Here is a 25,476-nt window from a genome sequence, read left to right as displayed (position 1 = left end):
GACCCCCCAACCAAACCCCCAAGAAACGGAACTACCCCACCACACAGGAGCGGGTGTCCACGGGCGTCGTGAGTTTCTCCACCTCGCCGACCCGCTCGCGGACCTGCGCGCTGGTGAGGGCGTAGCCGGTCTCATCGACGTCGGTTGCGGTGCCGAAGATCATGCCGGCGACCTGGCCTTCCGTGTTCAGAAGCGGTCCTCCGGAGTTGCCCTGGCGGACGTCGCCGCGGATGGTGTAGGCGCTCCGCTCGATGCGGCCGGCGGTGTAGATGTCGGGGCCGCTGATCTCCAGTTTGCTGCGCACGCGTGCGGCGGTGGCGGCGAAGGGGCCGGAGTCCGGGAAGCCCATCACCACCGCGTCGCTGCCGTGGCGCAGCTCGCGCTCGGCCCAGTGCAGTTCGGGGAGTCCGAGCTGGGTGGCGCGGAGGACGGCGATGTCTACCTCCGGGTCGTAGAACACCACGTCGGCGGGCTTGGCCCCCACCACGGTATCCAGCGACACCGACTGCGTGCCCGCCACCACGTGCGCGTTGGTCAGTACGTAGTCTTCGGCGATGACGAAGCCGCTGCCCATGAGCCGGTGGTGGCAGGTCTGCGAGTCGCCCACCACGTGCACCACGCTCGGGCGGCTGGCTTCGACCAGCTCCGGGGTGACCGCCGCCGGGTTCGGGGCGTCGACCTCATTTGCCGCGTCTGTCCGGAACGGGGAGACCAGCGGTGGCATGCCCGTCTCGTGCAGCAGGGAGGACATTTTTGCGGGGAGTTGGACGAAAGATTCGGGGATGGTGGCGTCGATAAGCGAAAGCACGCGCGATTGACGCAGTGCCTCACTCGGCTGCTCGGGCAAGCCGCTGATCAGGGGGACCGTGACGATCCACAGTGCGAGCGCCGTCGCGATCGCCTGCAGCGCGGCCCCCGCGATCGAATCCAGAGCGCGGGCGGGTGCCCAGCGCGCCGACGGGCGCAGCGTGTCGCCGACGTAGGAGCCGGCGAGATTGCCCAGGCCCACGAACACCACGACCACCGACAGAAACACGATGGTCCGCATGCCCTGGCCGTCGACGTAGTTGACCGCCAGCAGCGCGGCGAAGTAGCCCGCGACGAGCCCGGCCACGCTGCCGAGCGCGGTAAAGATCGCCGCGATCAGGCCCTGCCGCCAGCCGCTGATCACCGCAGCGAGGATGAGTACCACAGCCACCAGGTCTACGATTACGTGTCCTGTCACCTGCTGCGTACTCCTTCTCCATTACGAATGCGCCCGCGCAAGGGCCGCGTAGCTCGTTGCAGTCTAGCGCGCGTAGCGCGGCTCACCATTACAGGAACGCGCAAGCACGGCATCCAAATCGTGGAGCGTGCGGTCCCAGGCGCGCGCCCAGCCCGCCTGCTCCAGCAGCACGGACAAAAGCGCTGCGGTAAAGCCCCACACCACGTAGCAGCCGGTGCGGAACGCGGGTCCGGCGTAGCGGCCGCGGCCCACCTGCAGGCGGTTGGCGGGGTCGACGAGATCGCGCACGGCCATGAAGAACACGTCGTCGGTTTCAAAGGGGCTGGCCACATACGTCTCGCCGGGGCGCGCGGCGTACGCAACGACGGGTCGCACGCGCCGTCCACTCCCGCCGGTGGTCACCGTGGACAGCGTGGCCAGGGGCACGACGCGGCTGCGGTCCAGGCCGGTTTCCTCCCGGGCCTCGCGCAGCGCGGCGTCCACCGGCCCGCGATCGCCGACGTCGATGTGCCCGCCGGGAAACGCCATCTGGCCGGAGTGGCTGCGCATGCGCGGGGTGCGGTGCGTGATCAGCACGTGCGCGTCGTCCGGCACGGTGACTGCGTCCGCATCGCCGGTAAAGAGGATGAGCACGGCCGCCTCGTCGCCCCCTTCCGGCGCGCCCTGTGGCACGCGCTCGCCCAGCAGGCGGCGGGCTCGCGAGCGGTGCGTGTCGTGCTGGAGTTTTTCCACGAGCGGTTTGAGCCACTGTGGTGCGTGCTCGGGTTGGAGCGTGACGTCGTTAAGCACTGCCCGCGAGCACCTCCTCGACGGCGCGCGCCAGCTCCTCTTCTGTCTCGAAAGCCTGCGCCAGCGCGCCGACCTTTTGCCCGTCGCGGAAGACCACCGTGATCGGCACAACGCCCGGCAGGCCGAGCGTGCCGGCGAACGCGTTCGAATCGTCCTGGTAGCTGGAAAGCTCCACGCCGACATCGTTGAGGAAGGCCGCGCCGTTGGCCGCGTTCGCATCCGCGTGCACACCGACGACGTCGTAATCCGGGTGGCTGGCGGCGTAGCGCTCCAGCACGGGCAGCTCCGCCCGGCACGGCTCGCACCACCAGGCCCACACGTTGACCACCGTCACAGGGGCGTGCTCGCCGGGCACCTCCGCGCCGCCGAGGCAGGGCAGGTCGACGCCGCCCACGCCGCCCGCAACACAGTCAGGCCGCTCGGCGACAGGGGCTTCTTCGCTTCTCGACGCCACGCTATCCCCGCCCCCCGTCTCCGCCGGGCGCAACAGGAACAGGGCACCGGCGACAAGCGCGCACGCCACCACAATCGCGCCGATGACGCTGGCCCACACTGTCTTCTTCAACGCTTAGTCCTCCTCCCCGTGCACAAGCGCGAGGATGTGCTCGCGCTCCGGGCCGGTCACGCGCGCCTCGGCCTCCTCCGGCTCAGTTGGACCCGCGCCGAAGGAGGGGCAGTCGAAGGCGATGGGGCACGCCCCGCACGCGGGCGTGCGCGCGTGGCAGATGCGCCGACCGTGGAAGATCAGCCGGTGCGAAAACATGGTCCACTCCTTAGCCGGGATCAGCTCGGCGATCTCCCGCTCAATCTTGACCGGGTCCTGCTGCTCGCTCAGCTTCAGCCGCCCCACCAGGCGCTGGAAGTGCGTATCCACGGTCAGCCCCGGCTTGCCAAAGGCGTTGCCGCGCACCACGTGCGCAGTCTTGCGCCCCACCCCGGGCAAGCTGACCAGATCCTCGAGCGCCTCCGGAACCTCGCCGCCGAAGTCGGTGACCAGCTTCTTTCCCAGGTTGACCAGGTTGGCGGCCTTCGCGCGGTAGAAGCCAGTCGGGCGGATCAGCTCCTCGACCTCGGCGACGTTTGCCGTGGCGTAGGCCGCGGCGGTGGGGTAGGCCGCGAACAGCGCCGGGGTGACCTGGTTGACGCGCACGTCGGTAGTCTGCGCGGAGAGCACCGTCGCCACGAGCAGCTCCAGCGGGTTGGAAAAGTCCAGTTCCGCGCGGGCCTCCGGGAACGTCAGCGCGAGGGTGCGGTTGATCCGGCGCGCGCGGCGCGTGCGCCCCAGCGGCGTTTCTGTCCCCTTCGCCGCCAGGTGCGTGCCCGGCCGACGCCGCCGCTGCGGGGTGGGCAGGGGCGTGCGAGGCTCAGGTGCAGGGGTGTGTGACATGCACGCCATGCTATCGCACACGTACGATGGGCTTATGACCGTAATCCTCGTCGCAGCCTTGCCGCTCGCCCTCGGCATGTTCACCATGGGCATGGAACGCCTCGAAGCCGTCGCGGTGAACCCGGAAGCCCCCAGCGTGTAGCAGAAAATCGGCGTCCTCGCCGCAAGCGCCCCGAAAAAGTCTTCCCTTATGCCCCCGCGAGCGGCCGCGACTGGTAGAGTCTGCCTTGTGAAGTTGTGACCACGCCCTAAAAAACTGACTTTGGTGACTCAAACCACGAGGGCGAGGGCCTCACCGCCGTTTTTGAGGAGGATCTATGGAAGGCATTCAGGACACGCTAGCCAAGGCCGGCATCTTTCAGGGCGTCGACGCTGAGGCGGTCGACACCCTGATCAACGAGATGGAAACCGTCACGTTCGCGCGCGGCACCACCATTTTTGATGAGGGAGAGCCAGGCGACAGGCTCTACATCATCGTCGACGGCAAAGTGAAACTCGCCCGCCACGCGCCGGACGGCCGCGAGAACCTCCTGTCCGTGATGGGTCCTTCCGACATGTTCGGTGAGCTGTCCATCTTCGACCCGGGCCCGCGCACCTCCTCCGCGGTCTGCGTCACCGATGTCACCGCGGCAACGATGGACTCCGAGATGCTCAAGGACTGGATCGCCCAGCACCCGGAGATCTCCCAGCAGCTGCTCCGCGTGCTCGCCCGCCGCCTGCGCCGCACGAATGCCTCGCTGGCAGACCTCATCTTTACGGACGTGCCGGGCCGCGTGGCCAAGACCCTGCTGCAGCTGGCCAACCGTTTCGGCGTGCAGGAGGGCGGCGCGCTGCGCGTCAACCACGACCTCACCCAGGAAGAGATCGCGCAGCTGGTCGGCGCTTCCCGCGAGACGGTGAACAAGGCACTCGCCACCTTCGCCCACCGCGACTGGATCAAGCTGGAGGGCAAGTCGGTGCTCATCGTCAACACCGAGCACCTCGCACGCCGCGCACGCTAGCGGCTGTCGAGACGCACAAAAACTGCCCCGGCTCCAAACGGAACCGGGGCAGTTTTCTTTGCCTTGGAAAAGGGGCGTTTACTTCTGGTTCTGCAGGTAACGCAGCCCCACGCGGGTGGACTGCTCGGCAGCGCCGCGCAGCACCGGGTCAACATCGTCGTAGATCGCGTCAACCAGGGTGTTGATGTCCGCGTCCGCACCGTGCTCCTTCAACGCCTGCTCGATCTGCTCGAGGCGCTGGTTGCGGCGGTCAATGTACTTGCGCGCGAACTGCGACAGGTCCTCGTTCTCCGGGCCGTGACCCGGCAGCAGCATGACGTCCTTGCCGCGCGACTCCAGCATCTCGAGGGTGTCCAGGTACTCGCCCACGTCACCGTCAGTCTCAGAAATCATGGTGGTGTGGCGGCCCGCAATCGTGTCGCCGGTGATGATGCCCTCGAGCTCCCCGTCCTCCACCTCGTGGGTGTAGACGAAGAAGCACACGGAGTCCTTCGTGTGGCCCGGGGTGTGCACAACCTGCACCTTCGGGGTCACGCCGTCGACCGAGATGACCTCGCCGTCCTCCAGCGGCTCCGCCCCGTTGCAGTACTGCGGGTCAAATGCGCGGACCGGCGCGCCGGTGAGCTGACGGAAACGCTCCGCGCCATCGGCGTGGTCGTGGTGGCGGTGGGTCAGCAGGATCAGCGCAACCTTGTCGGCCTTCGCCTGCAGCACGTTCAGGTGCCCCTCATCCGCCGGGCCCGGATCCACCACAATGCTGTACTCATCCTCCGGGTCGCGGATGACCCAGGAGTTCGTACCTTCAAGCGCCGCATAACTGGGGTTCGGCGCCAAAACGACAGCGGCGGAAGTCGTGACAGGGCGCAACTGACTGTAAGCAGGGTGCTTCATGGTTCCAACCCTACCCCGTTTAGGCGTCTTCCTTCAGCTCCACGACGAGTTCCACCTCAACCGGGGTGTCCATCGGCAGCACGGCAACGCCCACGGCGGAGCGGGCGTGCTCCCCGGCGTCCCCGAAGACCTCCTTCATCAGGTCAGAGGCACCGTTGATCACGGCGGGCTGGCCGGTAAACGACGGCTCAGAGGCAACGAAGCCGACGATCTTCAGCACGCGCGCGATGTTGTCCACGCCCACGAGCGCGTCCACCGCGGCAATCGCGTTCAGGGCCGCCTGGCGCGCGTAGCCGTAGGCATCTTCCGCGCTGACTTCGGCACCGACTTTGCCGGTGGCGGGCAACGCCCCGTCGATAAGCGGGAGCTGGCCCGACGTCCACACCTGGTTGCCCACCTTGGTGGCGGGCACGTAGGCGGCCACCGGGGCGGCGACATTTGGCAGCTCGATGCCGAGCTCGGAAAGTTTTGCGGTCCACGTAGCAGTCATTGTGTTACTCCACCTCTCGCTTCAGGTATGCGACAACATTCTCCGGATTCGGACCCGGGGTGACGGAAACGAGCTCCCACCCGTCCTCGCCCCAAGTATCCAAGATCTGCTTCGTGGCGTGAGTAAGTAGCGGCACAGTGGCGTATTCCCATTTCTTCATGGCGACCACCCTACCGTGCCAGGCCGCACCGCGTACGGGCGTTAGAGCCCCTCAATTTCCTTTCCGGAGGACAGGTACTCCGCCCAGTCAGTCACGTGCGGGTTCTTGCGCAGCACCGCGCGGCGCTGGCGCTCGGTGAGCCCGCCCCACACGCCGAACTCGACCTTATTGTCCAGCGCGTCCGCGCAGCACTCCATCTGCACCGGGCAGCGGCGGCAGATCGCCGCGGCCTTGCGCTGCTCCGCACCGCGCACGAACAGCGCGTCCGGGTCCCCGTTGCGGCAGTGCGCCTGGGTGACCCACTCCCCGCGGTCAAACTCAAGGTTGCCCGCAGCGTCACTCTTTCGCGAGGTCGTAGAGGCCGTACGGATTCCATTGAGTCCGCTGCGCAGGCCGGTGCGTCCAAGTGTCGTCGTCATTATCGGGCTCCTTTCGGGAGAGCGTTCGTGCATAATTCTCATCGACGCGCAAGTTATAATACCGCGCGCGCCACGCAGAGCCACATCGCGTCACCCTTTATATGCAGCAATTTCCAGAAAGGAAACGCACATACAGCCGAGCAAGCTTTGCAAACCCTGTATGCATTTTGCATCTGTAAGTGTATTCACACACCCCCAACCCTGTCGAATGCATCACATATACGGGGGGAGTGACCCATTCCCCTGAACCAAAACGATCATTTAAGGTAAAGGCGTGTCTGCATTGAGTTCCTTCGGAAAACTGCTTGCCGCGCTCGTCGCGGCCGGGGTGGCAATCGCGCTGTGCCTGGCCCCGCTCGCCGGCCTCGGCGGCATGGCCATCGCCCGCACCGATGAGACAATGCAGTCAAACCTGTCCGACATGTCCGGCGGCGACGTCCCCGGCGTCACCACTATTACGGACACGCACGGCACCCCCATCGCCTGGATCTACAACCAGCGCCGCTACGAGGTGCCCAGCGAAAAGATCTCGCAGTACGCCAAGGACGCCCTAGTTTCTACCGAGGACCGCCGCTTCTACCAGCACGAAGGCGTCGACATGCAGGGCTTTGCCCGCGCCATGGTGACGAACGTGCTCGCCGGCGGCGTGGAGCAGGGTGCCTCCACCATCGACCAGCAGTACGTGAAGAACTATCTGTGGCTCGTCGAGGCCCAAGACGAGGACGCCGCGCGCGCCGCCACCGAGCAGTCGATCCCCCGCAAGCTGCGCGAGATGCGCATGGCCTCGGATTTAGACAAGACGCTGGAGAAGGACGAGATCCTCACCCGCTACCTCAACCTGGTCTCCTTTGGTAACCACGCCTACGGCATCGAGGCGGCGGCCCGCACCTACTTCGACACTTCGGCGGCAAAGCTCACGCCCGACCAGGCGGCGCTGCTCATCGGCCTGCTGCAGTCGGTGGAGTACTTGAACCCCTACACCAACCCGGAGGGGGCCACCGCACGCCGCAACACCGTGCTGAACAACATGGCGGTCGAGGGCTACCTCGAGCAGGCCGAGGCCGACCGGCTCGCCGGCAAGCCCCTGGGCATCGTGGACAAGCCGCGCATGCTTCCCGACGGCTGCCTCACCGCCGAGGACAGCGGCTTCATGTGCGACTACGTTCTGCGCTACCTGGCGGACAAGGGCCTACCCCAGGAGGAGCTCGAGCGCGGCTCCTACACCATCACCACCACCCTCGACCCGGAGATCCAGGCGGCGACGGTGCGCGCCGCCCGCAACAACGTCAGCCCGTACACCCACGGGGTTGCCGAGGTGATCAACGTGATCAAGCCCGGCACCGACTCGCGCGACATCCTCGCCATGGCGTCCTCGCGCTACTACGGCCTGAAGCTGGAGCAGAGCCAGACGATCATGCCGCAGCCGACCTCCATGGTGGGCAACGGTGCCGGTTCCGTGTTCAAGATCTTCACCGCCGCGGCCGCGCTCGAGCAGGGCTACGGACTCGACACGATGCTCGAGACCCCGACCCGCTCCGTGGTCTACGGCATGGGCAAGGGCGGCGCCGCGAACTGCCCACCGGACGCCTACTGCGTGGAAACCGCCGGTACGTACAAGCCGCGCCTCTCGCTTCGCGACGCTTTGGCGCAGTCCCCCAACACCACCTTCATCGAACTCGTGCAGCAGGTGGGGGTGCCCCGCACCGTCGACATCGCAGTCCGCCTAGGCCTGCGCTCCTACCTCGACGAGAACTCCTTCGGAGACGGCCGCTCGGTGGCGCAGGCTGCCAAGGACGACAACATGGGTGCCTTCGTCCTCGGGCCTACTGCCGTCAACGCCCTCGAGCTGTCCAACGTGGGTGCCTCCCTGGCGTCCAACGGGCGCTGGTGCGAGCCGAACCCGATTAAGTCCGTGCGCGACAAGCACGGCCAGGAGGTCTACATCGAGCGCCCCGACTGCGAGCAGGCTATCGACCCCGAGGTCGCCGGCGCGCTCGCCCAGGGCATGTCGCACGATACGAAGAGCGGCACGGCCAAGGACGCCGCTGCCGCCAACGGCTGGACCGCGCCGGTGGCAGCCAAGACGGGTACGACCGAGTCGCACCAGTCCTCGGCCTTCCTCGGCTTTACCAACGGGATGGCCGCGGCCAGCTACATCTTCAACGACGGCACGCAGACCACGCCGCTGTGCAGCGCGCCCGTGCGCCAGTGCAGCTACGGCGACCTCTTCGGCGGCAACGAGGCCGCGAACACCTGGTTCCAGACCGCCCACGGCGTCCCCGGCGCGGCCGCAGCAGGCATCCCGAGCCCCTCGCGCAACTTCGACCGCGGCACCAAGCGCGGCGCGATTGACGACGTCGTGGGCATGGACGCCACCGCCGCCCGCTCCCGCCTCCAGGGGCAGGGCTACACCGTGACGGTGACGATGGTCTCCGGCGGCGGCGCCCCCTTCAACAGCGTGGTCTCCGCCGTCCCCGCGGATCCGAACCTGCCCCCGGGCAGCCTGATCACGCTCAACGTCTCCGACGGAGCCGGTGCCCCCAGCGCGTCTGCCTCTACCGCGTCGGCTTCCCCTGCCCCCAGCGCGCCCTCCTCTGCCCCCGCGCCGCAGGCCGACCAGGCTCCGGTTGACTTAGGCGACATCGAGCGCCAGCTCAGTGATGCCGCCGACAGCCTCACCAACATGCTCGGCGGCAACTAGCTACTGGCTACTGGCTCAAGCGAGCCTTGACCGCGCCGGAGAGGCGCTTGCCGTCGACGCGGCCCGCGGCCTTCGCCGTGGCCTCCTTCATCACCTGCCCCATCTGCGCCATGGAGGTCGCCCCGGTGGCTTCAACCGCGGCCTCGACGAGGGCGTCCAGCTCCGCGTCGTCAAGCTGCTTCGGCTGGTACCCGGCCAGGATCTCCGCCTCCGCGAGCTCACTTTCCGCGAGGTCCTCGCGGCCGTTCTGCGAGTAGATCTCCGCCGACTCGCGGCGCTTCTTCACCTCGCGAGCGATGATCTTCTGGATGTCCTCGTCGGTGACCTCGTGCTTGGTGCCCTCGGTCTCCGCGGTCTGGATCGCGGCGAGCAGCATCCGGATCGTGCCGGTGCGCTCCTTCTCCTTCGCCTTCATGGCTTCTTTCAGGTCTGCGCGAATCTGTTCTTTCAATGCACTCATGCCTTCAAACGATACGCGAAACACCCATCTCCCTGCGGTCGCGCACTAAGGTGAGGCGGGTGACTACGTTGAAGAAACTCGCCTCGACCATCGGTGGCCTCGGCACCGCAGGCCTGGGCACCCTGGCCTACGGCGCGACCCAGACCACCAACTTCCAGCTCAAGGAGTACGAGCTACCCCTGCTCGCGCCCGGCACGCTGCGCGGGAAGGATTCCTTTGACATCCTGCACATCGCGGACCTGCACATGATTCCGGGCGCGAAGCGCAAGGTGGAGTTCGTCTCCTCCCTCGACGCGCTCGAGCCGGACCTAGTGATCAACACCGGCGACAACCTCTCCGACCTGCGCGGTGTGCCCTGGGTCCTCGACGCGCTCGGCCCGCTGCTCAACCGCCCCGGTGCCTTCGTCTTTGGCACCAACGACTACTGGGCACCGAAGCCAGTCAACCCCTTCAAGTACCTGCTGGACCAAAAGCGCGAGCCCTCCTACGTGGATCTGCCGTGGCAGGGCATGCGGGCCGCGTTTGTCGAGCGCGGCTGGCACGACGCCACCCACCAGCGCCTCGAGTTCAAGGTCGGCGACGTGCGCCTCGCCCTGGCCGGGGTGGACGACCCCCACCACGACCTCGACCGCTACGAGGACATCGCGGGCGCCCCCAACCCGGACGCGGACCTTTCTATCGGCCTGCTGCACGCGCCTTATCGACGCGTCCTCGACCGCTTCGAAGCAGACGGATACGACCTGGCGCTCGCCGGCCACACCCACGGCGGGCAGATCTGCCTGCCCGGCGAGCGCGCCATCGTGACCAACGCGGACATCGACAGGAAGCGCGCCTCCGGCCTGCACCGCTACGGCAAGATGTGGATGGAAGTGTCCAACGGGCTGGGCACCTCCAAGTACGCGCCGGTGCGCCTGTTCTGCCCGCCCTCGGCTGCGCTGCTGCGCGTGACCGAGCGCTCTGGGCGCTCCCGCTAGGCGTGACCAGGCGTTTTGGCCAAACCGGGGCGCTAGGCTAAAGTATCCCAGGTACCGCTCAGCAGAGCAGATACAACCGGGATATGGCGCAGCTTGGTAGCGCGCCTCGTTCGGGACGAGGAGGTCGCAGGTTCAAATCCTGTTATCCCGACCACTCTACGTAAAACCCCGCCCAGCAGGGCGGGGTTTTACTTTTGCCTACGGGTCCCGGGGACGGGCTGTTTGGCGAAACCGCCTTGTCGAACAAGCTCAAAGATTCGAGGTTGTTCGACAACCAGAGTTCGTCAATTGGGCAGAGCACCGGCTAAATAGCGCAAGTTGGACGTCGTTTATCCCGGATTTTCGGCGATAATCGAGCTCCAACTTGCGCTATTTAGCCCAGCCCCAAGAAAAAGAGGACCCCGCCGTCCGCGTGAAGCGGCGCTGGCGGGGCCCATCCCATCCCTAACCCATTTCACCCCAGTGGGGCGAAAGGAGACCACTCATTTCCAAGCCCCTATTACTTGGAATGAGCGAGTGAAAGCCTAACACACGTTGTACGAAAGTGTTTAGCTGCGCCCCTTCGAGCCCGCGAGGCAGACCAGCGCAAGCGCGATACCTGCACCGATACCAGCCCAGAGCGCGGCGGTGGCCCCGCCGTTACCGGCTGCGGACAGGCTCGCGGTTGCCCAGTGCATCGGCGTAGCGCCTGCGGCGTACTCCCACGCCTTGCCCACCGGCGCGGTGGAGGCGGTGCGCCACAGCCACCCCACCAGGCCGACCTGCGCTACCGCGAGCACGCCTGCGATCGGCAGGCCGATCTTCGGGCCGAGGGCGCTGCCGAGGATGTCGGCAAGCCCGGCGCTGGCGGCCACGCCCGCCACCAGCGCGAGGGCGAGCAGCCCGTAAGTGGACGCGGTCAGCCCGGTGCCCAGCACCGCGATAAGCGCGCCACCGACGGCGACGACGAAGAGCCCGCCGACGCCCAGGATCCACCAGCGGCGGCTGGGGCTCAGGCGCGCAGCCGCGCCCGTTGCGGTGCCGCCGAGCATCAGCAGCGCCGCGATCAGCATGGCCGCGACCGGGGCGAGCGTGGAGCGCTCCTGCACCTGCTCTCCTGCCTGCTGCGCCGTCCCGGTATTGGTCGCGGCCGGGAGCGCCTTGCGGATGGCGGCGATCTGGTCGGAGGTCTTGTTGGCCATGCCGTCGATCTTGGCCGCGCCCTCCTGGAGCTGCGTGACCCCGTCGGTCGCGCCGGAGGCCTGCTCGTTCAAGGTGGTCAGGCCGTTGGCCAGTTCGGCTGCGCCGTTGGTGGCCGAGTAGATGCCGTCGTGGTAGGCGTAGCCGGGCACCGCGAGCTGGTTGGCCACGTCGCGCGAGCCCTTGCGCAGCTCCTCGAGCTGGCCGAGCATCTCCGGCGGCAGCTGCGCGGCCTCCGCCTGGCCGCGGAGCCCTTGCAGCGCCTCGCGGGCCTCTTTCACGTCCGGGTCTTTCGAGTCCTTGGTGGATTCCAGGGTGCGGTCGATGGTGGAGACCACCTGGCCGCGGACCGCGTCGAAGCCGGTGACCTGGTCGGCCACGCTGCCGATCGCGTCGGCGACCTGCGTCGCGCCGTTGGCCAGCTGGCCGGTGCCCGCCTGCAGCTCGACCATCCCGTTGGACAACTCCTGCGAGCCGGCCTGGGCGGCGGCGATGGCGTTGATGAGTTCCTGTGAGGCGGAGTCGAGGTCGGCGACGCCGTCGACAAGCTGCCCGGTGCCCTGGGTCAGAAAGCCTGCCTGCGCGCCGGCCTCGCCCGCGGCCTTGCGCGCCTGGACTAACCCGTCGGGGCTGGGCGCGACGGCAGGCGCGCCCGTGGCGTCCTCGCCGGTGCGGGTCCAGGTACTCGCGGGGGCAAGGGGCAAGAAAACGCCACAAATGAGTACGAGGGCGGCACAGCACAGTCGGGTCAATCGCCAATTCATGCAACACAATGTAACTGAAGTAACTGGTGTGACTGTTGTAGGCGCACCGCAAGCCCAGGGGCTTTACGCCACGTTGCAGGTTGATCAAAAAGCCCTGGTACCGTTTTACCTGTTGCTGTCTTGTGGGGCTATACCGCATGCGCGCACCAAGTGCGGGCAGCGGCGCGCCGACACGCGCCGGATTGTGGCGGCCTTTCACGGCAGGTGCGTTACTGATTACTTGGCTACCTACATATTTGGAGAGGGTTTACCATGACACTCCCTGTCGTGCTCGCACTCGTTGCGGCGACAGTGATCTTGTCGCCCATTCTCGTGCGAGTCATGGACCGCAAAGCAGGTCTGCCGATCGCGCTCATCCTCGCCGCTGCCGCCGTCATCCTGGGCAAGGAATTCCCAGGCATTGCCGGCGGCACTCCCTTGGAATGGGAGGTGACCTGGGCACGCGACATTCTTGGAGAGGGCAGCGCCGTCGCATTCGCGCTGCGCGCCGACGGGCTGAGCATCTTCTTCGCGCTGCTTGCCCTGGTCATCGGCGCGGTGGTGATGACGTACTCGGCGGCCTACCTGCCTGAGAAGCAGGGCAACACGAGTTTCTACACCATCATGACGGCGTTTACGCTGTCGGTGCTGCTGCTCGTGCTGGCAAACGATACGGTCCTGTTGTTCATCGGCTGGGAGCTGGTCTCCATCGCCTCCTTCCTGCTCATCGCGCGTTCCGGCTCGGGCGGCGAGGCGGGGTCCTACCGCACGCTCATCCTTACGTTCTTTGGTGGGTTGACGCTGTTGGCGGCGTTGGCGGTGGCGTCGATAAGCACAGGCTCCACGCGCTTGACCGACGTGCTGGCGGCCGACATCTGGCAGGCAAACCCCAGCCTGACCACCACCGTTGCCATCCTGGTGGCGATCTCCGGCTTTACCAAGGCCGCGCAGTTCCCCTTCCACTTCTGGCTGCCCGAGGCGATGGCCGCGGCGACCCCGGTCTCCGCCTTCCTGCACGCCGCCGCCGTGGTGAAGGCCGGTGTGTACCTTCTGCTGCGCTTCTCCACGATCTTTGCCGACGTCGCGGCGTGGAACTGGCTGCTCGTCGTCGTGGGCCTGGGCACGGCGATTATGAGTGCGCTGTTCGCCATCACCAAGACGGATCTGAAGCACCTGACCGCCTACTCCACGGTCTCGCACCTGGGCTGGATCGTGGCCGCGATCGGTATCGGTACCCCGCTCGCGCTGGCCGCGGCGCTGACGCACACGCTTGCGCACGCGCTGTTTAAGTCTTCGCTGTTCATGCTGATCGGCGTGGTCGACCACGAGGCTGGTTCGCGCGATATTCGCCGCCTGGGCAAGCTGTGGGACAAGATGCCCTACACCTTTGCTTCCACCGTGATCGCGGCGGCGTCCATGGCGGCGATCCCGCCGCTGTTCGGCTTCGTCTCTAAGGAGTCCATCCTGGGTGCCTTCGCGGAGACGCAATACAGCACTGTACTGCTGCTCGTCGCAGGTTTCGCGGCGCTGTTGACCTTCCTCTACTCCGCCAAGATCGTCTTCGGCGCGTTTGTCGACGGCCCGAAGGACATGAGCGACGTCCACGAAGCCCCCGTCAGCCTCTGGCTGCCGGCCGCGCTTCCGGGGCTCATGTCGCTGGTCGTGCCCTTCCTGCTCGGCTGGGTCGACGGCCCGCTCGACGCCGCGGTGCACACGATTACCGGCGACGATTCCTACCACTCGCACCTCGCGCTGTGGCACGGCGTCAACGCGCCGCTCATCGTCTCGTTGAGCGTGCTGGTGCTCGGCGTCATCATCGTCACGATGGCGCGCCGCAACCTCTTTGCGTCCGTAGAGAACAAGCAGCTGCTGCCTACTAACGGGAACGACCTGCTCGCGGGCATGGTCACCGGCCTGGGTGCTGCAGGCAAGGGCATGGGCCAGATGGCCAACTCCTTCAACCCGTCGCGCCACCTCCTGCCGGTGCTGGTCCTGGTGGTGCTGCTTGGCCTGACCACGCTTTTGGGGACCGAGGGCGTCGACGGTGTGCCGCTCGCACCGCGCGCCGAGGGTCTCGACGTCTGGTGGGACCTCATCCCGTTCGCCATCATCGCCATCTCCGTGGTGGGCCTGGTGTTCACCCGCTCCCGCCTGGCCTCTGCGATCCTGCTGGGCACCGTGGGCGTGGGCATGACGCTGCAGATGCTCATGCTCGGCGCGCCGGATGTGGCGCTGACCCAGTTCCTGGTGGAAGCACTCACCGTGATCGTGATCATGGTAGTGCTGCGCTACCAGCCGCGCATGTTCCCCAAGACCTCGACGCGCCGCAAGGTGCTCGCCGGCATCTTCGCGGTCATCGCAGGTATCGTCACCTTCTTCGGCGTCTACGGCTTGCTAGGCCGCCACGACCGCTCCGACCTGGCCCTGTGGTACCTCACCGAGGGCGGCGAGGTGACCAGCGCGGACAACATCGTCGCCGTGATCATCGTGGAATTCCGTGGCTTTGATACCCTCGGCGAGCTCTCCGTTTTGGGCATGGCCGCCGTGGTCATCGCCGCGGTGACCCAGTCCATGCCGCGCCACATGTTCGAGGCTGGCACCCGCCCCCGCCCCTTCGGCCAGTCGCAGTTCAACTCGCTGCCGCTACGCAAGGGTGCGGCCCTGGTCGTGCCGATTTTGGTCGTGCTTTCCGTGCTCATCTTCTTCCGCGGCCACACCGCACCGGGTGGCGGCTTCGTCGCAGCCCTGGTGATGGCCACGGCCTTCGGTCTGAACTACCTCTCCCGCGGCGCGGATACCGAGGTGGTCAAGCCGTTCACCCCGATCGCCCTGACGGGCTGGGGCATCATCATCGCGATCAGCTCGGGCTTCCTCGGCTTTCTCGAGGGCGGCTTCATGTACGCCATCCACGGTGAGATCGCCGGCGAGCACATGACCACCTCGCTGATCTTCGACTTCGGCATCTACCTCGCCGTGCTCGGCATGGTCACCCAGGCCATCAACGCGCTCGGCGGCTACCTCCGCCCGGGCACGGAGTTGGACAACCTGGACTACACGCGCAGCGAGCCGGAGAACCCGCTGCCAAACGTGCCCGCCCCAGAGGAGCCGGAGGACGCGGTGGACGCGCACCCGGCGCCGCTCAACCCGGCGGACAACCCGCAGCACATGCTGGAAAAGGAGCTGTAACCCATGGTCATGGCACTTACTATCGCAGTACTGATGGCCGGCGCCGTCTACCTGGTGATGCAGCGCGGCATGGTCCGCGTGGTCTTCGGGATGTCGCTGTTCGGCCACGCCTCGAACCTCACACTGCTGGCAGCAGGTGTCGGCGCGTGGCGCGGCGAGGCCTTCCCCTCGCGCACCCCGTTCGAGGACCTGTCGGACCCGCTGCCGCAGGCGTTCGTGCTGACCGCCATCGTGATCGCGATGGCCACCACCACGATCCTGCTCATGCTGGCTTCGCTGGGCAAGAACGACGACACCTTCGACGTGCCGAGCAAGGTGGGCAAGGACCACAAGGGCGAGAAGTTCGACCCCAACCACCTCTCGCCTTCTGCCCTGTCCACCGCGGGCCGTAATTCCCGCCTGAACCCGAAGAAGTTGGAGGCGAAGAACCGATGACAGTTGATGCGATCCTTCCCGTTTTTGTCGCCCTCCCACTCATCGTCGCGGCAGTGACCGCGCTGAACCCGGTTAAGAAGCTTAACGACGCCCTGGCGCTGCTCATCCCAGCCATCAACCTGGGCCTCGGCGTGTGGCTCTACACCTACACCGCCTCCCACGGCACGATCGCCCATGTTATTGGCTTGTACCAGGGCGGGGTGGGCATCTCCTTTGCCGCTGACCAGTTCTCGGCGGTGATGATCGTGACCACCATGATCGTCGCACTGACCGCCAACTGGTTCGCCATCGCCGCGGGTGAGACGCAGGCCCGGTTCTACACGCCACTGACCTTGGTGCTCATCACCGGTGTCTCGGGCGCACTTTTGACCGCCGACCTGTTCAACTTCTTCGTCATGATCGAGGTCATGCTGCTGCCTTCCTACGGCCTGATCGCCATGACGGGTACCCGCAACCGCCTGCGCTCTGCGCGTTCCTTCGTCCTGGTCAACCTTGCGGCGTCCACGCTGCTGGTGATGGGCGTGGGCTACCTCTACGGTATCGCGGGCGCGGTGAACATCGCCGCCCTGCGCGGCGCCGCCGCCGGCAACGGCCCGATCACCGTGGCCATGGGCCTGGTGATTATCGCGATTGCCGCCAAGGCCGGTGTTTTCCCGGTACACACCTGGCTGCCGCGAACCTACCCGGCCTCCAGCGCCGCCGTGATGGGCCTGTTCTCCGGCCTGCACACCAAGGTGGCCGTCTACATGCTCTTCCGCATCTGGGTGGTCATCTTCGACATGGACCCGCGCTGGAACACGCTCATCATCGTGATCATGGTGCTCTCCATGCTCATCGGTGGCTTCGCCGGCCTGGGCGAGTACACGATCCGCCGCGTGCTGGCCTACCAGATGGTCAACGGCATGCCGTTCATCCTCATCATGCTCGCGTTTACCAACGCGGGCGCGGACGCACGCTACGCCCTGGCCGCTGGCCTGATCTACACGCTGCACCACATGATCACCGTCGGCGCGCTCGTGCTCAACTCCGGCGCGATCGAGGAAACCTACGGCACGGGCACCATCGGGAAGCTGTCCGGGTTGGCCCGGCGCGACCCGCTCACGGCGACCGTGTTCGCCGCCGGCGCGTTCTCCATCGTCGGCTTCCCGCCCTTTTCCGGCCTCTTCGGCAAGGTCACCATCGTCATGGCGGCCGCAAGTGCCGACGACTGGCGCGCCTGGGTGGTCATCGCCACCATCATCGTCGCGTCCTTCGGTGCGCTGCTGTCCATGATGCGCGTGTGGCGGGAAGTCTTCTGGGGCCGTCCGATGCAGCAGTACCCGGAGGCGCTGAACGTGCGCTGGAAGTTCCTGCTGCCCTCACTCTCGCTGATGGTGTGCTCGCTGCTGATGTTCATCTTCGCGGGCCAGATGTGGGGCGTTTCCACCTCGGCCGTCGACAGCCTGCTGGATGTCGACGCCTACACCACCGCCGTTTTGGGCACCGACCCAATCGGCATCCCCGACCTCGACTCGCTGCAGGGAGGCCGCAACTAACATGGCAAAGCAATCTGCACTCAAAAGCTTCGGCCACGCCATCGGCTACAGCGCCTGGCTGATCAAGGAAATCTACGCCGCGGGCATCGACGCCACCATCGCCGCGTTCAAGCCGGACTCCGGCCTGCGGCCCTGCGTGATCTTCTACCCGCTGCGGGTGCACACCGACTGGGACCGATTCTGGTTTTCCACCTCCATTACCGCCACCCCCGGCACTCTGTCGCTGGGCTTCCGCCACGCGGCGTCGGAAAACGGCAGCGACCTCCTCATCGTGCAGGCCGCCTTCGGCGACGACCCGCTCGCGGTGATCGAGGACCTCGCCGACATGGAGGAGCGCCTGAAGCCGGAGCTCAAGGACACGCCTATCGACGCCTCCCAGGTCCTGTGGAAGCCCTATAAGCACTTAGGCCCTGACCTGGACCACGCGCACGCGGAGAACCTGCCTGCCGCCGAAAGGATGGACTAGCCCATGTTCCAGACCATCATGACCGTCTGCATCATCGTCATGGCGCTGAGCCTGCTCGCGGGTTTGGCCAAACTCGTCTTTACCAAAGATGAGCTGTCGCGTTCGGTGCTCGCAGACCTCATCTTCTACTCCATGGCCGCGATCTACCTGGTGTGGACGCTGTTTACCCCCAGCATGATCACCTACGAGATCGCCATTTTGGCCGCGCTCGTCTGTGGCGCGATCCCCACCATTTCCATGGCCCGCATCATCTCGAGAGGACGCCGCTAATGAGCATCATCGAAATCATCGTCGCTGTCCTAGTGGTCATCGCCACCGTCTTCGTGGTGGCGACCGCCTCGCTGCAGCTGCGCGCCCCCGACGCGCTGACTCGGGCGAACCTGCTCGGCCCGCTGGTCTGCCTAGCGTTCCCGCTGCTGATCGTCGCGAACCTGCTGATGAGCTGGTCCACCGACGGCTTTGTCATCAACGACTTCATCCGCGCCATCCTCGCGATCGCGGGCGTGTGGATCATCGGCTCCGTCGGCTCCTTCGTCATCGGCCGCTCCATCCACGGCGTGACCGTGGTGGACGCCAAGGACAAGACCTCGCGCAACGTGCCGCAGTAGGCGCTACAGCCAGCCACGCTCGCGAGCAATGGTGTAGGCCTCGAAGCGATTTTCCGCCCCGGTTTTCGTGATCGCGGAAGAGATGTAGTTCCGCGTCGTGCCGGGAGCAAGGTGCGCAGCACTCGCGATCGCTTCGATCGAGCCGCCCTTGCCCACAAGCTCCAGCACCTCGGCCTCCCGCGCGGTCAGCGGCGACTGGCCGGCGGCGATCGTGGCGGCCGCCAGCTCGGGGTCGACGTAGCGTTTGCCTGCATGCGCCGCCCGCACCGCCGCCGCGAGCTCACCGGCCGCAGCCGTCTTAGGCAGCATCCCGAGCACCTCGGAATCCAGGGCCCGCCGGACCACGTTGGGCCTTGCGTGGCTGGTGACGACGACCACGCGGGCGTCGATAAGCGAGGCGAGCGCAATGCCATCCAACTGACCCGCCCCAAGCTGCAGGTCGGTCACCACAACATCCGGGCGCGAAGCCGCTGGCAACGCCTCCCACCACTGAAGAAAGTCCGTGCCCGAGTAGGCGACGTGTACCACGTCGATGTCCTCCTCCAGGCCGATGAGCGTGGCGAGGGAATCGGCAACCAGCGTTTCGTCATCAACCAACACGACCCGAATCATGCGTCCACCTTAAGCTGCACGCGGAAGCGTTCTGCGCTGCGCTCCACGCTTATCGACGCCCCGTGCTCCGCCGCCCGACGCCGCAGCCCCTCCAGCCCCGTGCCGCCGCCTTCTCCGGGCTTCGGCTTGTCGTTGGCCACCGTAATCGCGTGCGGCTGCAAGGCGTACGACACGGCCGTGGCCTGGGAATGGCGCAAGATATTCGTCGTGGTCTCGCGCACGAACCAGGCCGCAGTCTCGCGCAGCTCCGAACGCACATCCTCGCTGGTGCCCGTCACCGTGACCTGGGCACCAGCGCCTGCGAGCACCTGCTTTGCGCTCTCAAGCTCGGTGGCCAGGTCGGGGGTCCGGTAGTTATTTACCACGCTGCGCATGTCGGAGGCAGCGCGCTGCGTGAGCTCATGCAGCTCGCGCAGCTCCTTGGGCACCCGCGGATCATCGCGCTCGGCGAGCGCGAGTGCCAGCTGCGACTTGATCGTCAGCGCCGCGAGGTGCTGCCCCATCGTGTCGTGGAGGTCCTGCGACATGCGCAAACGCTCCTGCGCGGCGGCGAGCTGCGACTCGAGGCGGCGGGCGCGCTCCGTTTCAATCATCGCGCGGGAAAACCACTTGGTAAAAGGAACCGTCACCACGCACGCAATACTGTAGGCCAGCACAATCGCGGCGGTATCTACCGAACCGAAGGCACTCACGAGCGCGAATGCGCCCGCGAGCGCAAGCGCCGTCCACACCCATTTTTTGGCCAGGAACGGGAGGAAGGCAATCAGCACGCTGAAGAACACGGCCCCGAGCGCGATTGCCGACGCTGCCCTCCACTGCGCCGGGGCGAACAGGAACGCAGCCACGCACACCGCCAACGCAATCAGGTGGGCGTACAACCCCCACCGCAGCCAGCGGCCGCCGTGGGCGCTTTCCTCAAGGCGCAGCTCCGGCCTGGTTTCCAGCACCATCGCTCCGGTGAGGCACGCCACGACCGCGACGCCGATGCCCATAAATGTCTCCGCGCCGATGTCCTCCGAGCGGTTCAAAATAATGGAGGAAAATGCCAGGACGAACAGCCACAGCATCCCGATGAGCGACCAACGGTTGAGCTTGAGGAACCGCGACGAGCAATCCGAATCCGAATTCCTCGCCGCGGGAAGGGGTGGTGCTTGCGTCATAATGTGCTCCGAGACTAGCAGCGGCCGCTGCACTAGCGGTGCGTTTCCCAGCGCATACGCTGATACCCCACTGCGAGCAGTACCGCGGTCCACACCGCGAGCAGCAGCAGCGGCGTTGCAGCATCTGCCAGCAGCGAGCCGAAGGAGCCCTCGCCGACCCACCCGTCGCGGAAGACGTCGCTTGTCAGCGCGAAGGGTGTGCGATCGATGATGTTGGTGAGCCCCTCGGGAAGGTGCTCTCGGATCCCGGACTGTGAGAAGATCACGAGCATCAACACCGGCATCGAGGTGATCTGTGCGCCCTCCGCGTTCTCGGTAAAGCGACTGGTCAACATGGCCAACCCGTGGGAGACCGCAATGCCGAGCAGCATCGCAAGCACCATGGTGAGCGGGTTCTTCGGCCACACATGCGGTACCGGCGGATCAACCGGAAGCACCATGGACATGGTCGAAAATGCCACCACCACGATGACCATCAGTGCGAGCGTGAGCGCAGCAAGCGGGAGGCAGATGGCGGTCAAAAGCTCCCAGTCGCGGGACTCCCCTGTACGCAAGCGCTTCAGCACGCCCTCGTCGCGCCTGGTCACCGCCATGGACAGCGCAGGGTAGAACACGCCAAAGCTGAGCGCGAACAACACGAACACCTCAGACGCCGCCGCGGTCGAGCCGACCGACTGGTCCCCGACCAGCCACAGGAAGAGGGGCAAGAGCAGCGGGAAGACAAGGCCGGTGAACACGAGCAGCCGGTTGCGAGTGAACTGCAGCCATTCGGCGCGGCCGAGCGACCGCAGCCTGCGCGTGGCGTGGTTGGTGGGTTTCATCGTGGTGGTGGTGCTCATGCTGCTTCGTCCTTTCGGGTGGTGTGGGTATTCTGCGCTTCTGCGATGTCGTGGAAGACGCGCTCAAGGCTCGCAGGCTGCGCCGCGAACTGGGTCAGTTCGAGGTTGTGCTCGCGCGCCCACGCAAGGATCGCGAAGGCGTCGTCCTGCAGCCGGGAGGTGTGGACCGCAACCTGCATGCCCTCGGCGGTTTCGTTGCTGTGCACCAGCGAGCCGGGCAGGGTTGGCAATTCAGGTACCTGGGCGCTGGGCAGTACGAACTCGATGGATGAGGGCACCGTGCGCGCCAACTCCGTGGTCGTGCCCTCGACCTCGATGCGGCCACCGTGCATGATCGCAATGCGGTCGCAGAGGAACTCGGCCTCCTCCAGGTAGTGCGTGGTCAACACGATGGTCACGCCGCGGCTTTTCAGCTCGCGCAAAAGCTCCCACACGCGGCGTCGGGATTCCGGGTCCAGCCCGGTCGTCGGCTCGTCCAGGAAGATCACATCCGGGCTTCCCAGCAGCGCGCAGGCAAGGTCGAGGCGGCGTTGCTCGCCGCCGGACAGCGCGCCAACCTTCACGTCGCGCCTATGCGTGAGCTGCACGTCCGCCAGGACATCGTCGATAGGCAGCGGCGCGGTGCACGTGCCTGCCCACATGGTCAGCGTTTCTTCCACGGACAGGGCGCGCGGCAGTCCGCCAGACTGCAGCATGATGCCGGTGTGCGGGCGTACGCTTGCGCGGTCCGCCACGGGGTCCATCCCCAGGACGCGCACTTCGCCCGCGGTGGGTGCCGCAAGCCCCTCCAGGATCTCCAGCGTGGACGTTTTACCCGCACCGTTGGTGCCGAGCAGCCCGTAGGCCTCGCCGCGGGCGACGTGCAAGCTGATGCCGTCGACCGCGGTGAACTCGCCGTACCGCCGTTGCAAATTTTGTACTTCGATGACGTTTTCCATGATTTCTACCCTGCCGAAGACGCATCCCGGCTGGTAGAAGCGTTTGTCACCAATTGCGCATGACAAAAGTCATGCCCGCCACAGTCCGCGGCCGCAGACTGTGACGGGCTCTGGCTCACACTCGCTTACACAGCGAGAGAGAAACTACTTCCCCTGCTCAGCGCGCTTCTTCGCCAGGGACTCGCGAACCTTGGTCTCCAGGTCCGCGTCGACCTTGCCCCAGTAGGCGTAGACGCGCTCTTCGACGTCCTTGTCCTTAATCGCCAGCATCTTGTTGGTGATGTTGTGGACGAAACGCTCCTTCTCCCCGTCATCGAAGACGTCGCGGTAGAGCGTGCCGGCCTGGCCGAAGTCATCGTCCTCGGCGTGCTTGACGTAGGCCTCGCGCACCAGGTCGGTGCCGTGCGGGTCCGGGTTGACGTAGAGGTTTGCAGCCTGGCCGTAGTCGGTGAAGTTGGACGAGGAGTCCTCGCCATTGTCCAGGTAGCCCGCGCCCTTGTCGGTGCGGTTCGGCGTGTAGTTCGGCTCGTTCTCCTCGTTGAAGAAGTACGCCATGCTGCCACGCTCGGAGTAGGTGTTCACCTCATTGATCGGGCGGTTGACCGGCAGGTCCTTGTAGTTCGCGCCGATGCGGTAGCGCTGCTGGTCCGAGTAGGCGAACACGCGGGCTTGCAGCATGCGGTCCGGCGACAGGCCGACGCCCGGGACCAGGTTGGCCGGGTCGAGTGCGAGCTGCTCGATCTGGGCGTGGAAGTTCTTCGGGTTGCGGTTGAGCACGAAGTAGCCGACGTCGATCAGCGGGTAGTCCTTCTGCGACCAGGTCTTGGTCAGGTCGAAGGGGTTAAAGCGGTAGTCCTTCGCCTCCTCGAACGGCATGATCTGCACCTTGACGTCCCAGACCGGGTAGTCGCCCTCGGCGATCGCGTTGAAGAGGTCCGCGCGCTGGAAGTCCGGGTCGGTGCCGGCCTTCTCGGTGGCCTCCTCGTCGGTGAAGCACTCCCAGCCCTGGCGGGTCTTGAAGTGGTACTTCACCCACACCGGGGTGCCTTCTTCGTTGATCCACTGGAAGGTGTGGGAGCCGAAGCCGTCCTGGTGGCGCGAGGTCTTCGGGGTGCCACGGTCGCCCAGCAGGTAGGTCACCTGGTGCGCGGACTCCGGCGTGCGGGTCCAGAAGTCCCACTGCATCTCGTCGTCGCGCAGGCCCGAGTTGGGCTGACGCTTCTGGGAGTGGATGAAGTCGGCGAACTTAATCCCGTCGCGCAAAAAGAACGTCGGGGTGTTATTGCCCACGATGTCGTAGTTGCCGTCCTCGGTGTAAAAGCGCAGCGCGAAGCCGTGGACATCGCGCCAGGTGTCCGGCGAGCCGGCCTCGCCGGCAACGGTGGAAAAGCGCGCCGCCATCGGGGTCACAGTCCCCGGCTGGAACAGCTTCGCCTTGGTGTACTTGGATACGTCCTCCGTAATGTGCAGCTCGCCGAAGGCACCGTGGCCCTTCGCGTGCGGGATACGCTCCGGGACGTTTTCCCTGTTGAAGTGGGCAAGCTTCTCAATCAGATGGACGTCGTTCAGGACGTTCGCACCCTGGCGCCCCTGCGTAACCGAAATATTCTCCGAGGCGACCGGCTGACCACTCAGCTGCGTGGTGCGGCCCTTGCCTGCGGGGCGCTCGCCGCGCGCGACGATCTCTTCTGCCTTGCTCTTCTCAGCCATCGCTAACTCCTTGCATCGCTATGGGTGACATGTACACCGCCCAGCCTAGGGATTTTCGCGCGCGCTGGTAGCCTAAACATTCGTGAGCAGCCCTGACGACGACTACGTCACCGAACTCGCGCTCAAAGCCGGGCGCGGCAACAAGGCTGCACTGACCCAATTTATTGCCGCCACGCAAGACGACGTGTGGCGTCTTCTCGCACACCTCGCCGGCGCCGAGCACGCCGATGATCTCACCCAGGAAACCTACCTGCGGGTCCTCGGCGCGCTGCCGCGTTTCAAGGCCCGCTCCTCGGCGCGCACCTGGCTGCTCTCGCTCGCGCGCCGCGCCTGGATCGATTCGGTGCGCCACGACATGGCGCGCCCGCGGAAGTCGGCCGCCGAGTACGACGACGTCGCCGCGCAGGAACCCAGTCCCGACGACCCGAACGCCTGGTCAGACGTCATCGACGCCCGCATGCTTCTCGACGCCCTCCGGCCCGAACGCCGCGAAGCCTTAGTCCTCACCCAAGTACTGGGCTACACCTACGAGGAAGCCGCCGCGATCGCCGGGGTGCGCGTGGGCACCATCCGCTCCCGCGTCGCCCGCGCCCGGCGTGATCTCATTCACGCCTCCCCCGACAGCGATGGCCAATCACACTAATTAATAGGTGACCGACTAAACTTATCCCCCGGAAAGTGCAGAAACACCCCACACAGACGGAAAGCAGTGGGCACATCATGCTCAAAAATGCCATTAGCATCTCCCTTGCGTTTATTGGTGTCCTGGTCGGTGCCGGTTTCGCCTCGGGCCAAGAAACCATGCAGTACTTCACCGCCTTCGGCACCCAGGGCATCTGGGGCGCAGCGTTAAGCTCCGCGCTCATGCTCATCGCCGGGGTGTCGATCCTCCAGCTCGGTTCCTACTACCAGGCCCGGGAGCACATGGAGGTGCTGGGCAACGTCTCCAGCAAGATCATGTCCTGGATCCTGGACATCGCCACGATCACCACCCTGTTCTCTATCGGCTTCGTCATGTACGCCGGTGCCGGGGCGAACCTGAACCAGCAATTCGGTCTGCCTGTGTGGATCGGCGCAACGCTCATGCTGGTCCTCGTGCTGGTTGTCGGCATGATGGACGTGGACAAGGTCACCGCCGCTGTGGGCGCGATTACCCCGCTGCTACTCTTCTTTGTCATCTTCGGCTGCGTCTACACCCTGGTGAACACCGATCTCGACTGGGCCCAGTTCAACATCCAGGCCCAGGAGGTCTCCACCACGCTGCCGAACTGGTGGATCTCCTCGCTCAATTACACCGGCCTCAACGCCATCTGCGTGGCCTCCATGGCCCTGGTGATCGGCGGCAACCAGCTCGATACCCGCTCGGCCGGCCTCGGCGGCTTCTTCGGCGGGATGGGCTACCTGGTCATGCTGCTCCTGTTGTCCTGCGGCCTGCTCGCCGCCGTCGGCGACATCGCTGGCGACGACATGCCCATGCTCACCCTGATCACCAACATCAACCCGACGCTCGGCCTCATCATGTCGCTGGTCATCTTCGGCATGATCTTCGCCACCGCGCTCGGCATGTT

General features: G+C 66.0%; 25 protein-coding genes, 1 tRNA gene and 1 pseudogene. 12 read left to right on the top strand and 15 right to left on the bottom strand.

Annotation, left to right across the window (positions count from 1 at the left end; translation table 11 throughout):
• Positions 1-31: 31 nt before the first annotated feature.
• The 4 genes from HMPREF2550_RS01435 to nth form a co-directional block, all read right to left on the bottom strand.
• On the bottom strand, positions 32-1,225 hold the full coding sequence (locus HMPREF2550_RS01435; protein WP_070789237.1) for a MarP family serine protease: 1,194 nt from the start codon (positions 1,223-1,225) through the stop codon (positions 32-34).
• Between the two features lie 63 nt (positions 1,226-1,288).
• Positions 1,289-2,014, bottom strand: coding sequence for an NUDIX hydrolase (locus HMPREF2550_RS01430; protein WP_070789236.1), 726 nt, complete (start codon positions 2,012-2,014; stop codon positions 1,289-1,291).
• On the bottom strand, positions 2,007-2,579 hold the full coding sequence (locus HMPREF2550_RS01425) for a TlpA family protein disulfide reductase (protein ID WP_070789234.1): 573 nt from the start codon (positions 2,577-2,579) through the stop codon (positions 2,007-2,009). Before HMPREF2550_RS01425 ends, HMPREF2550_RS01430 begins: the two co-directional genes overlap by 8 nt.
• Positions 2,580-2,582: 3 nt before the next feature.
• The gene (gene nth, locus HMPREF2550_RS01420) at positions 2,583-3,401 is read right to left on the bottom strand and encodes an endonuclease III (RefSeq protein ID WP_070789282.1); all 819 of its coding nucleotides are present in this window, start codon (positions 3,399-3,401) and stop codon (positions 2,583-2,585) included.
• A 317-nt stretch (positions 3,402-3,718) separates the two neighbouring features.
• Between nth and glxR the strand changes: the two genes are divergently transcribed.
• Positions 3,719-4,402: a CRP-like cAMP-activated global transcriptional regulator GlxR gene (gene glxR / locus HMPREF2550_RS01415; RefSeq protein ID WP_038587860.1), complete on the top strand. Its 684-nt coding sequence runs from the start codon at positions 3,719-3,721 to the stop codon at positions 4,400-4,402.
• 78 nt (positions 4,403-4,480) lie between these two features.
• On the opposite strand, the gene HMPREF2550_RS01410 is transcribed toward glxR, so the two are convergent.
• Genes HMPREF2550_RS01410 through HMPREF2550_RS01400 form a run of 4 tightly spaced genes read right to left on the bottom strand, consistent with a single transcriptional unit; the run spans position 4,481 to position 6,362 of the window.
• On the bottom strand, positions 4,481-5,293 hold the full coding sequence (locus HMPREF2550_RS01410; RefSeq protein WP_070764479.1) for an MBL fold metallo-hydrolase: 813 nt from the start codon (positions 5,291-5,293) through the stop codon (positions 4,481-4,483).
• A 19-nt stretch (positions 5,294-5,312) separates the two neighbouring features.
• A complete protein-coding gene (locus HMPREF2550_RS01405; RefSeq protein WP_070789232.1) occupies positions 5,313-5,783 on the bottom strand; it encodes a RidA family protein in 471 nt (156 codons plus the stop codon).
• 4 nt (positions 5,784-5,787) lie between these two features.
• Entirely contained in the window at positions 5,788-5,943 is a 156-nt protein-coding gene (locus HMPREF2550_RS11990) for a Sp36 family protein (RefSeq protein WP_168167142.1), read from the bottom strand.
• 41 nt (positions 5,944-5,984) lie between these two features.
• Positions 5,985-6,362 carry a WhiB family transcriptional regulator gene (locus HMPREF2550_RS01400; RefSeq protein ID WP_083317134.1) on the bottom strand — a complete coding sequence of 126 codons (378 nt, stop codon included), beginning with the start codon at positions 6,360-6,362 and terminating at the stop codon, positions 5,985-5,987.
• A gap of 274 nt (positions 6,363-6,636) precedes the next feature.
• On the opposite strand from HMPREF2550_RS01400, the gene HMPREF2550_RS01395 reads away from it, so the two are divergent.
• Entirely contained in the window at positions 6,637-9,063 is a 2,427-nt protein-coding gene (locus tag HMPREF2550_RS01395) for a transglycosylase domain-containing protein (protein ID WP_070789230.1), read from the top strand.
• Positions 9,064-9,070: 7 nt separating this feature from the next.
• On the opposite strand, the gene HMPREF2550_RS01390 is transcribed toward HMPREF2550_RS01395, so the two are convergent.
• Positions 9,071-9,523: a GatB/YqeY domain-containing protein gene (locus HMPREF2550_RS01390; RefSeq protein ID WP_070764476.1), complete on the bottom strand. Its 453-nt coding sequence runs from the start codon at positions 9,521-9,523 to the stop codon at positions 9,071-9,073.
• 59 nt (positions 9,524-9,582) lie between these two features.
• On the opposite strand from HMPREF2550_RS01390, the gene HMPREF2550_RS01385 reads away from it, so the two are divergent.
• Positions 9,583-10,497 carry a metallophosphoesterase gene (locus HMPREF2550_RS01385; RefSeq protein WP_371441159.1) on the top strand — a complete coding sequence of 305 codons (915 nt, stop codon included), beginning with the start codon at positions 9,583-9,585 and terminating at the stop codon, positions 10,495-10,497.
• Between the two features lie 77 nt (positions 10,498-10,574).
• A tRNA-Pro gene (locus HMPREF2550_RS01380) sits at positions 10,575-10,651 on the top strand.
• A gap of 394 nt (positions 10,652-11,045) precedes the next feature.
• On the opposite strand, the gene HMPREF2550_RS01375 is transcribed toward HMPREF2550_RS01380, so the two are convergent.
• The gene (locus tag HMPREF2550_RS01375; protein WP_070789228.1) at positions 11,046-12,440 is read right to left on the bottom strand and encodes an AAA family ATPase; all 1,395 of its coding nucleotides are present in this window, start codon (positions 12,438-12,440) and stop codon (positions 11,046-11,048) included.
• Positions 12,441-12,692: 252 nt separating this feature from the next.
• On the opposite strand from HMPREF2550_RS01375, the gene HMPREF2550_RS01370 reads away from it, so the two are divergent.
• From HMPREF2550_RS01370 to HMPREF2550_RS01345, 6 genes are read left to right on the top strand one after another with little or no spacing between them, the layout of a single operon-like run.
• A complete protein-coding gene (locus HMPREF2550_RS01370; RefSeq protein WP_070789227.1) occupies positions 12,693-15,605 on the top strand; it encodes a DUF4040 family protein in 2,913 nt (970 codons plus the stop codon).
• A 3-nt stretch (positions 15,606-15,608) separates the two neighbouring features.
• Entirely contained in the window at positions 15,609-16,040 is a 432-nt protein-coding gene (locus HMPREF2550_RS01365; RefSeq protein WP_070789225.1) for a cation:proton antiporter subunit C, read from the top strand.
• Entirely contained in the window at positions 16,037-17,575 is a 1,539-nt protein-coding gene (locus HMPREF2550_RS01360; protein WP_070789223.1) for a monovalent cation/H+ antiporter subunit D family protein, read from the top strand. Before HMPREF2550_RS01365 ends, HMPREF2550_RS01360 begins: the two co-directional genes overlap by 4 nt.
• Position 17,576: 1 nt before the next feature.
• On the top strand, positions 17,577-18,041 hold the full coding sequence (locus HMPREF2550_RS01355; RefSeq protein ID WP_070789222.1) for a monovalent cation/H+ antiporter subunit E: 465 nt from the start codon (positions 17,577-17,579) through the stop codon (positions 18,039-18,041).
• A 3-nt stretch (positions 18,042-18,044) separates the two neighbouring features.
• Entirely contained in the window at positions 18,045-18,311 is a 267-nt protein-coding gene (locus tag HMPREF2550_RS01350) for a cation:proton antiporter (protein WP_070789221.1), read from the top strand.
• On the top strand, positions 18,311-18,649 hold the full coding sequence (locus HMPREF2550_RS01345; RefSeq protein ID WP_070762765.1) for a Na+/H+ antiporter subunit G: 339 nt from the start codon (positions 18,311-18,313) through the stop codon (positions 18,647-18,649). The genes HMPREF2550_RS01350 and HMPREF2550_RS01345 overlap by 1 nt, the downstream gene beginning before the upstream one ends.
• Positions 18,650-18,652: 3 nt before the next feature.
• Here the strand turns inward: HMPREF2550_RS01345 and HMPREF2550_RS01340 are convergent, their stop codons facing one another.
• The 5 genes from HMPREF2550_RS01340 to HMPREF2550_RS01320 form a co-directional block, all read right to left on the bottom strand.
• Positions 18,653-19,261 carry a response regulator transcription factor gene (locus tag HMPREF2550_RS01340; RefSeq protein WP_070789220.1) on the bottom strand — a complete coding sequence of 203 codons (609 nt, stop codon included), beginning with the start codon at positions 19,259-19,261 and terminating at the stop codon, positions 18,653-18,655.
• The gene (locus HMPREF2550_RS01335) at positions 19,258-20,421 is read right to left on the bottom strand and encodes a sensor histidine kinase (RefSeq protein ID WP_083319711.1); all 1,164 of its coding nucleotides are present in this window, start codon (positions 20,419-20,421) and stop codon (positions 19,258-19,260) included. Before HMPREF2550_RS01335 ends, HMPREF2550_RS01340 begins: the two co-directional genes overlap by 4 nt.
• Before the next feature lie 32 nt (positions 20,422-20,453).
• Positions 20,454-21,260 (bottom strand): ABC transporter permease, encoded by an 807-nt coding sequence (locus HMPREF2550_RS01330; RefSeq protein WP_070789217.1) that lies wholly within the window; start codon positions 21,258-21,260, stop codon positions 20,454-20,456.
• Entirely contained in the window at positions 21,257-22,198 is a 942-nt protein-coding gene (locus HMPREF2550_RS01325) for an ABC transporter ATP-binding protein (protein WP_070789215.1), read from the bottom strand. The genes HMPREF2550_RS01330 and HMPREF2550_RS01325 overlap by 4 nt, the downstream gene beginning before the upstream one ends.
• 144 nt (positions 22,199-22,342) lie before the next feature.
• Positions 22,343-23,908 (bottom strand): catalase, encoded by a 1,566-nt coding sequence (locus HMPREF2550_RS01320; protein WP_070789213.1) that lies wholly within the window; start codon positions 23,906-23,908, stop codon positions 22,343-22,345.
• Between the two features lie 82 nt (positions 23,909-23,990).
• Here HMPREF2550_RS01320 and HMPREF2550_RS01315 point away from each other — a divergent pair, with 82 nt between their 5' ends.
• Together HMPREF2550_RS01315 and HMPREF2550_RS12170 are read left to right on the top strand one after the other, a co-directional pair.
• The gene (locus tag HMPREF2550_RS01315) at positions 23,991-24,551 is read left to right on the top strand and encodes an RNA polymerase sigma factor (RefSeq protein WP_070789211.1); all 561 of its coding nucleotides are present in this window, start codon (positions 23,991-23,993) and stop codon (positions 24,549-24,551) included.
• A 77-nt stretch (positions 24,552-24,628) separates the two neighbouring features.
• Positions 24,629-25,476 (top strand): annotated as a pseudogene (locus HMPREF2550_RS12170) (hypothetical protein); the annotation flags it as partial.

The organism is Corynebacterium sp. HMSC074A01 (assembly GCF_001831515.1).
Classification (GTDB): domain Bacteria; phylum Actinomycetota; class Actinomycetes; order Mycobacteriales; family Mycobacteriaceae; genus Corynebacterium.
This window is presented reverse-complemented; position numbering and strand designations above follow the sequence as displayed.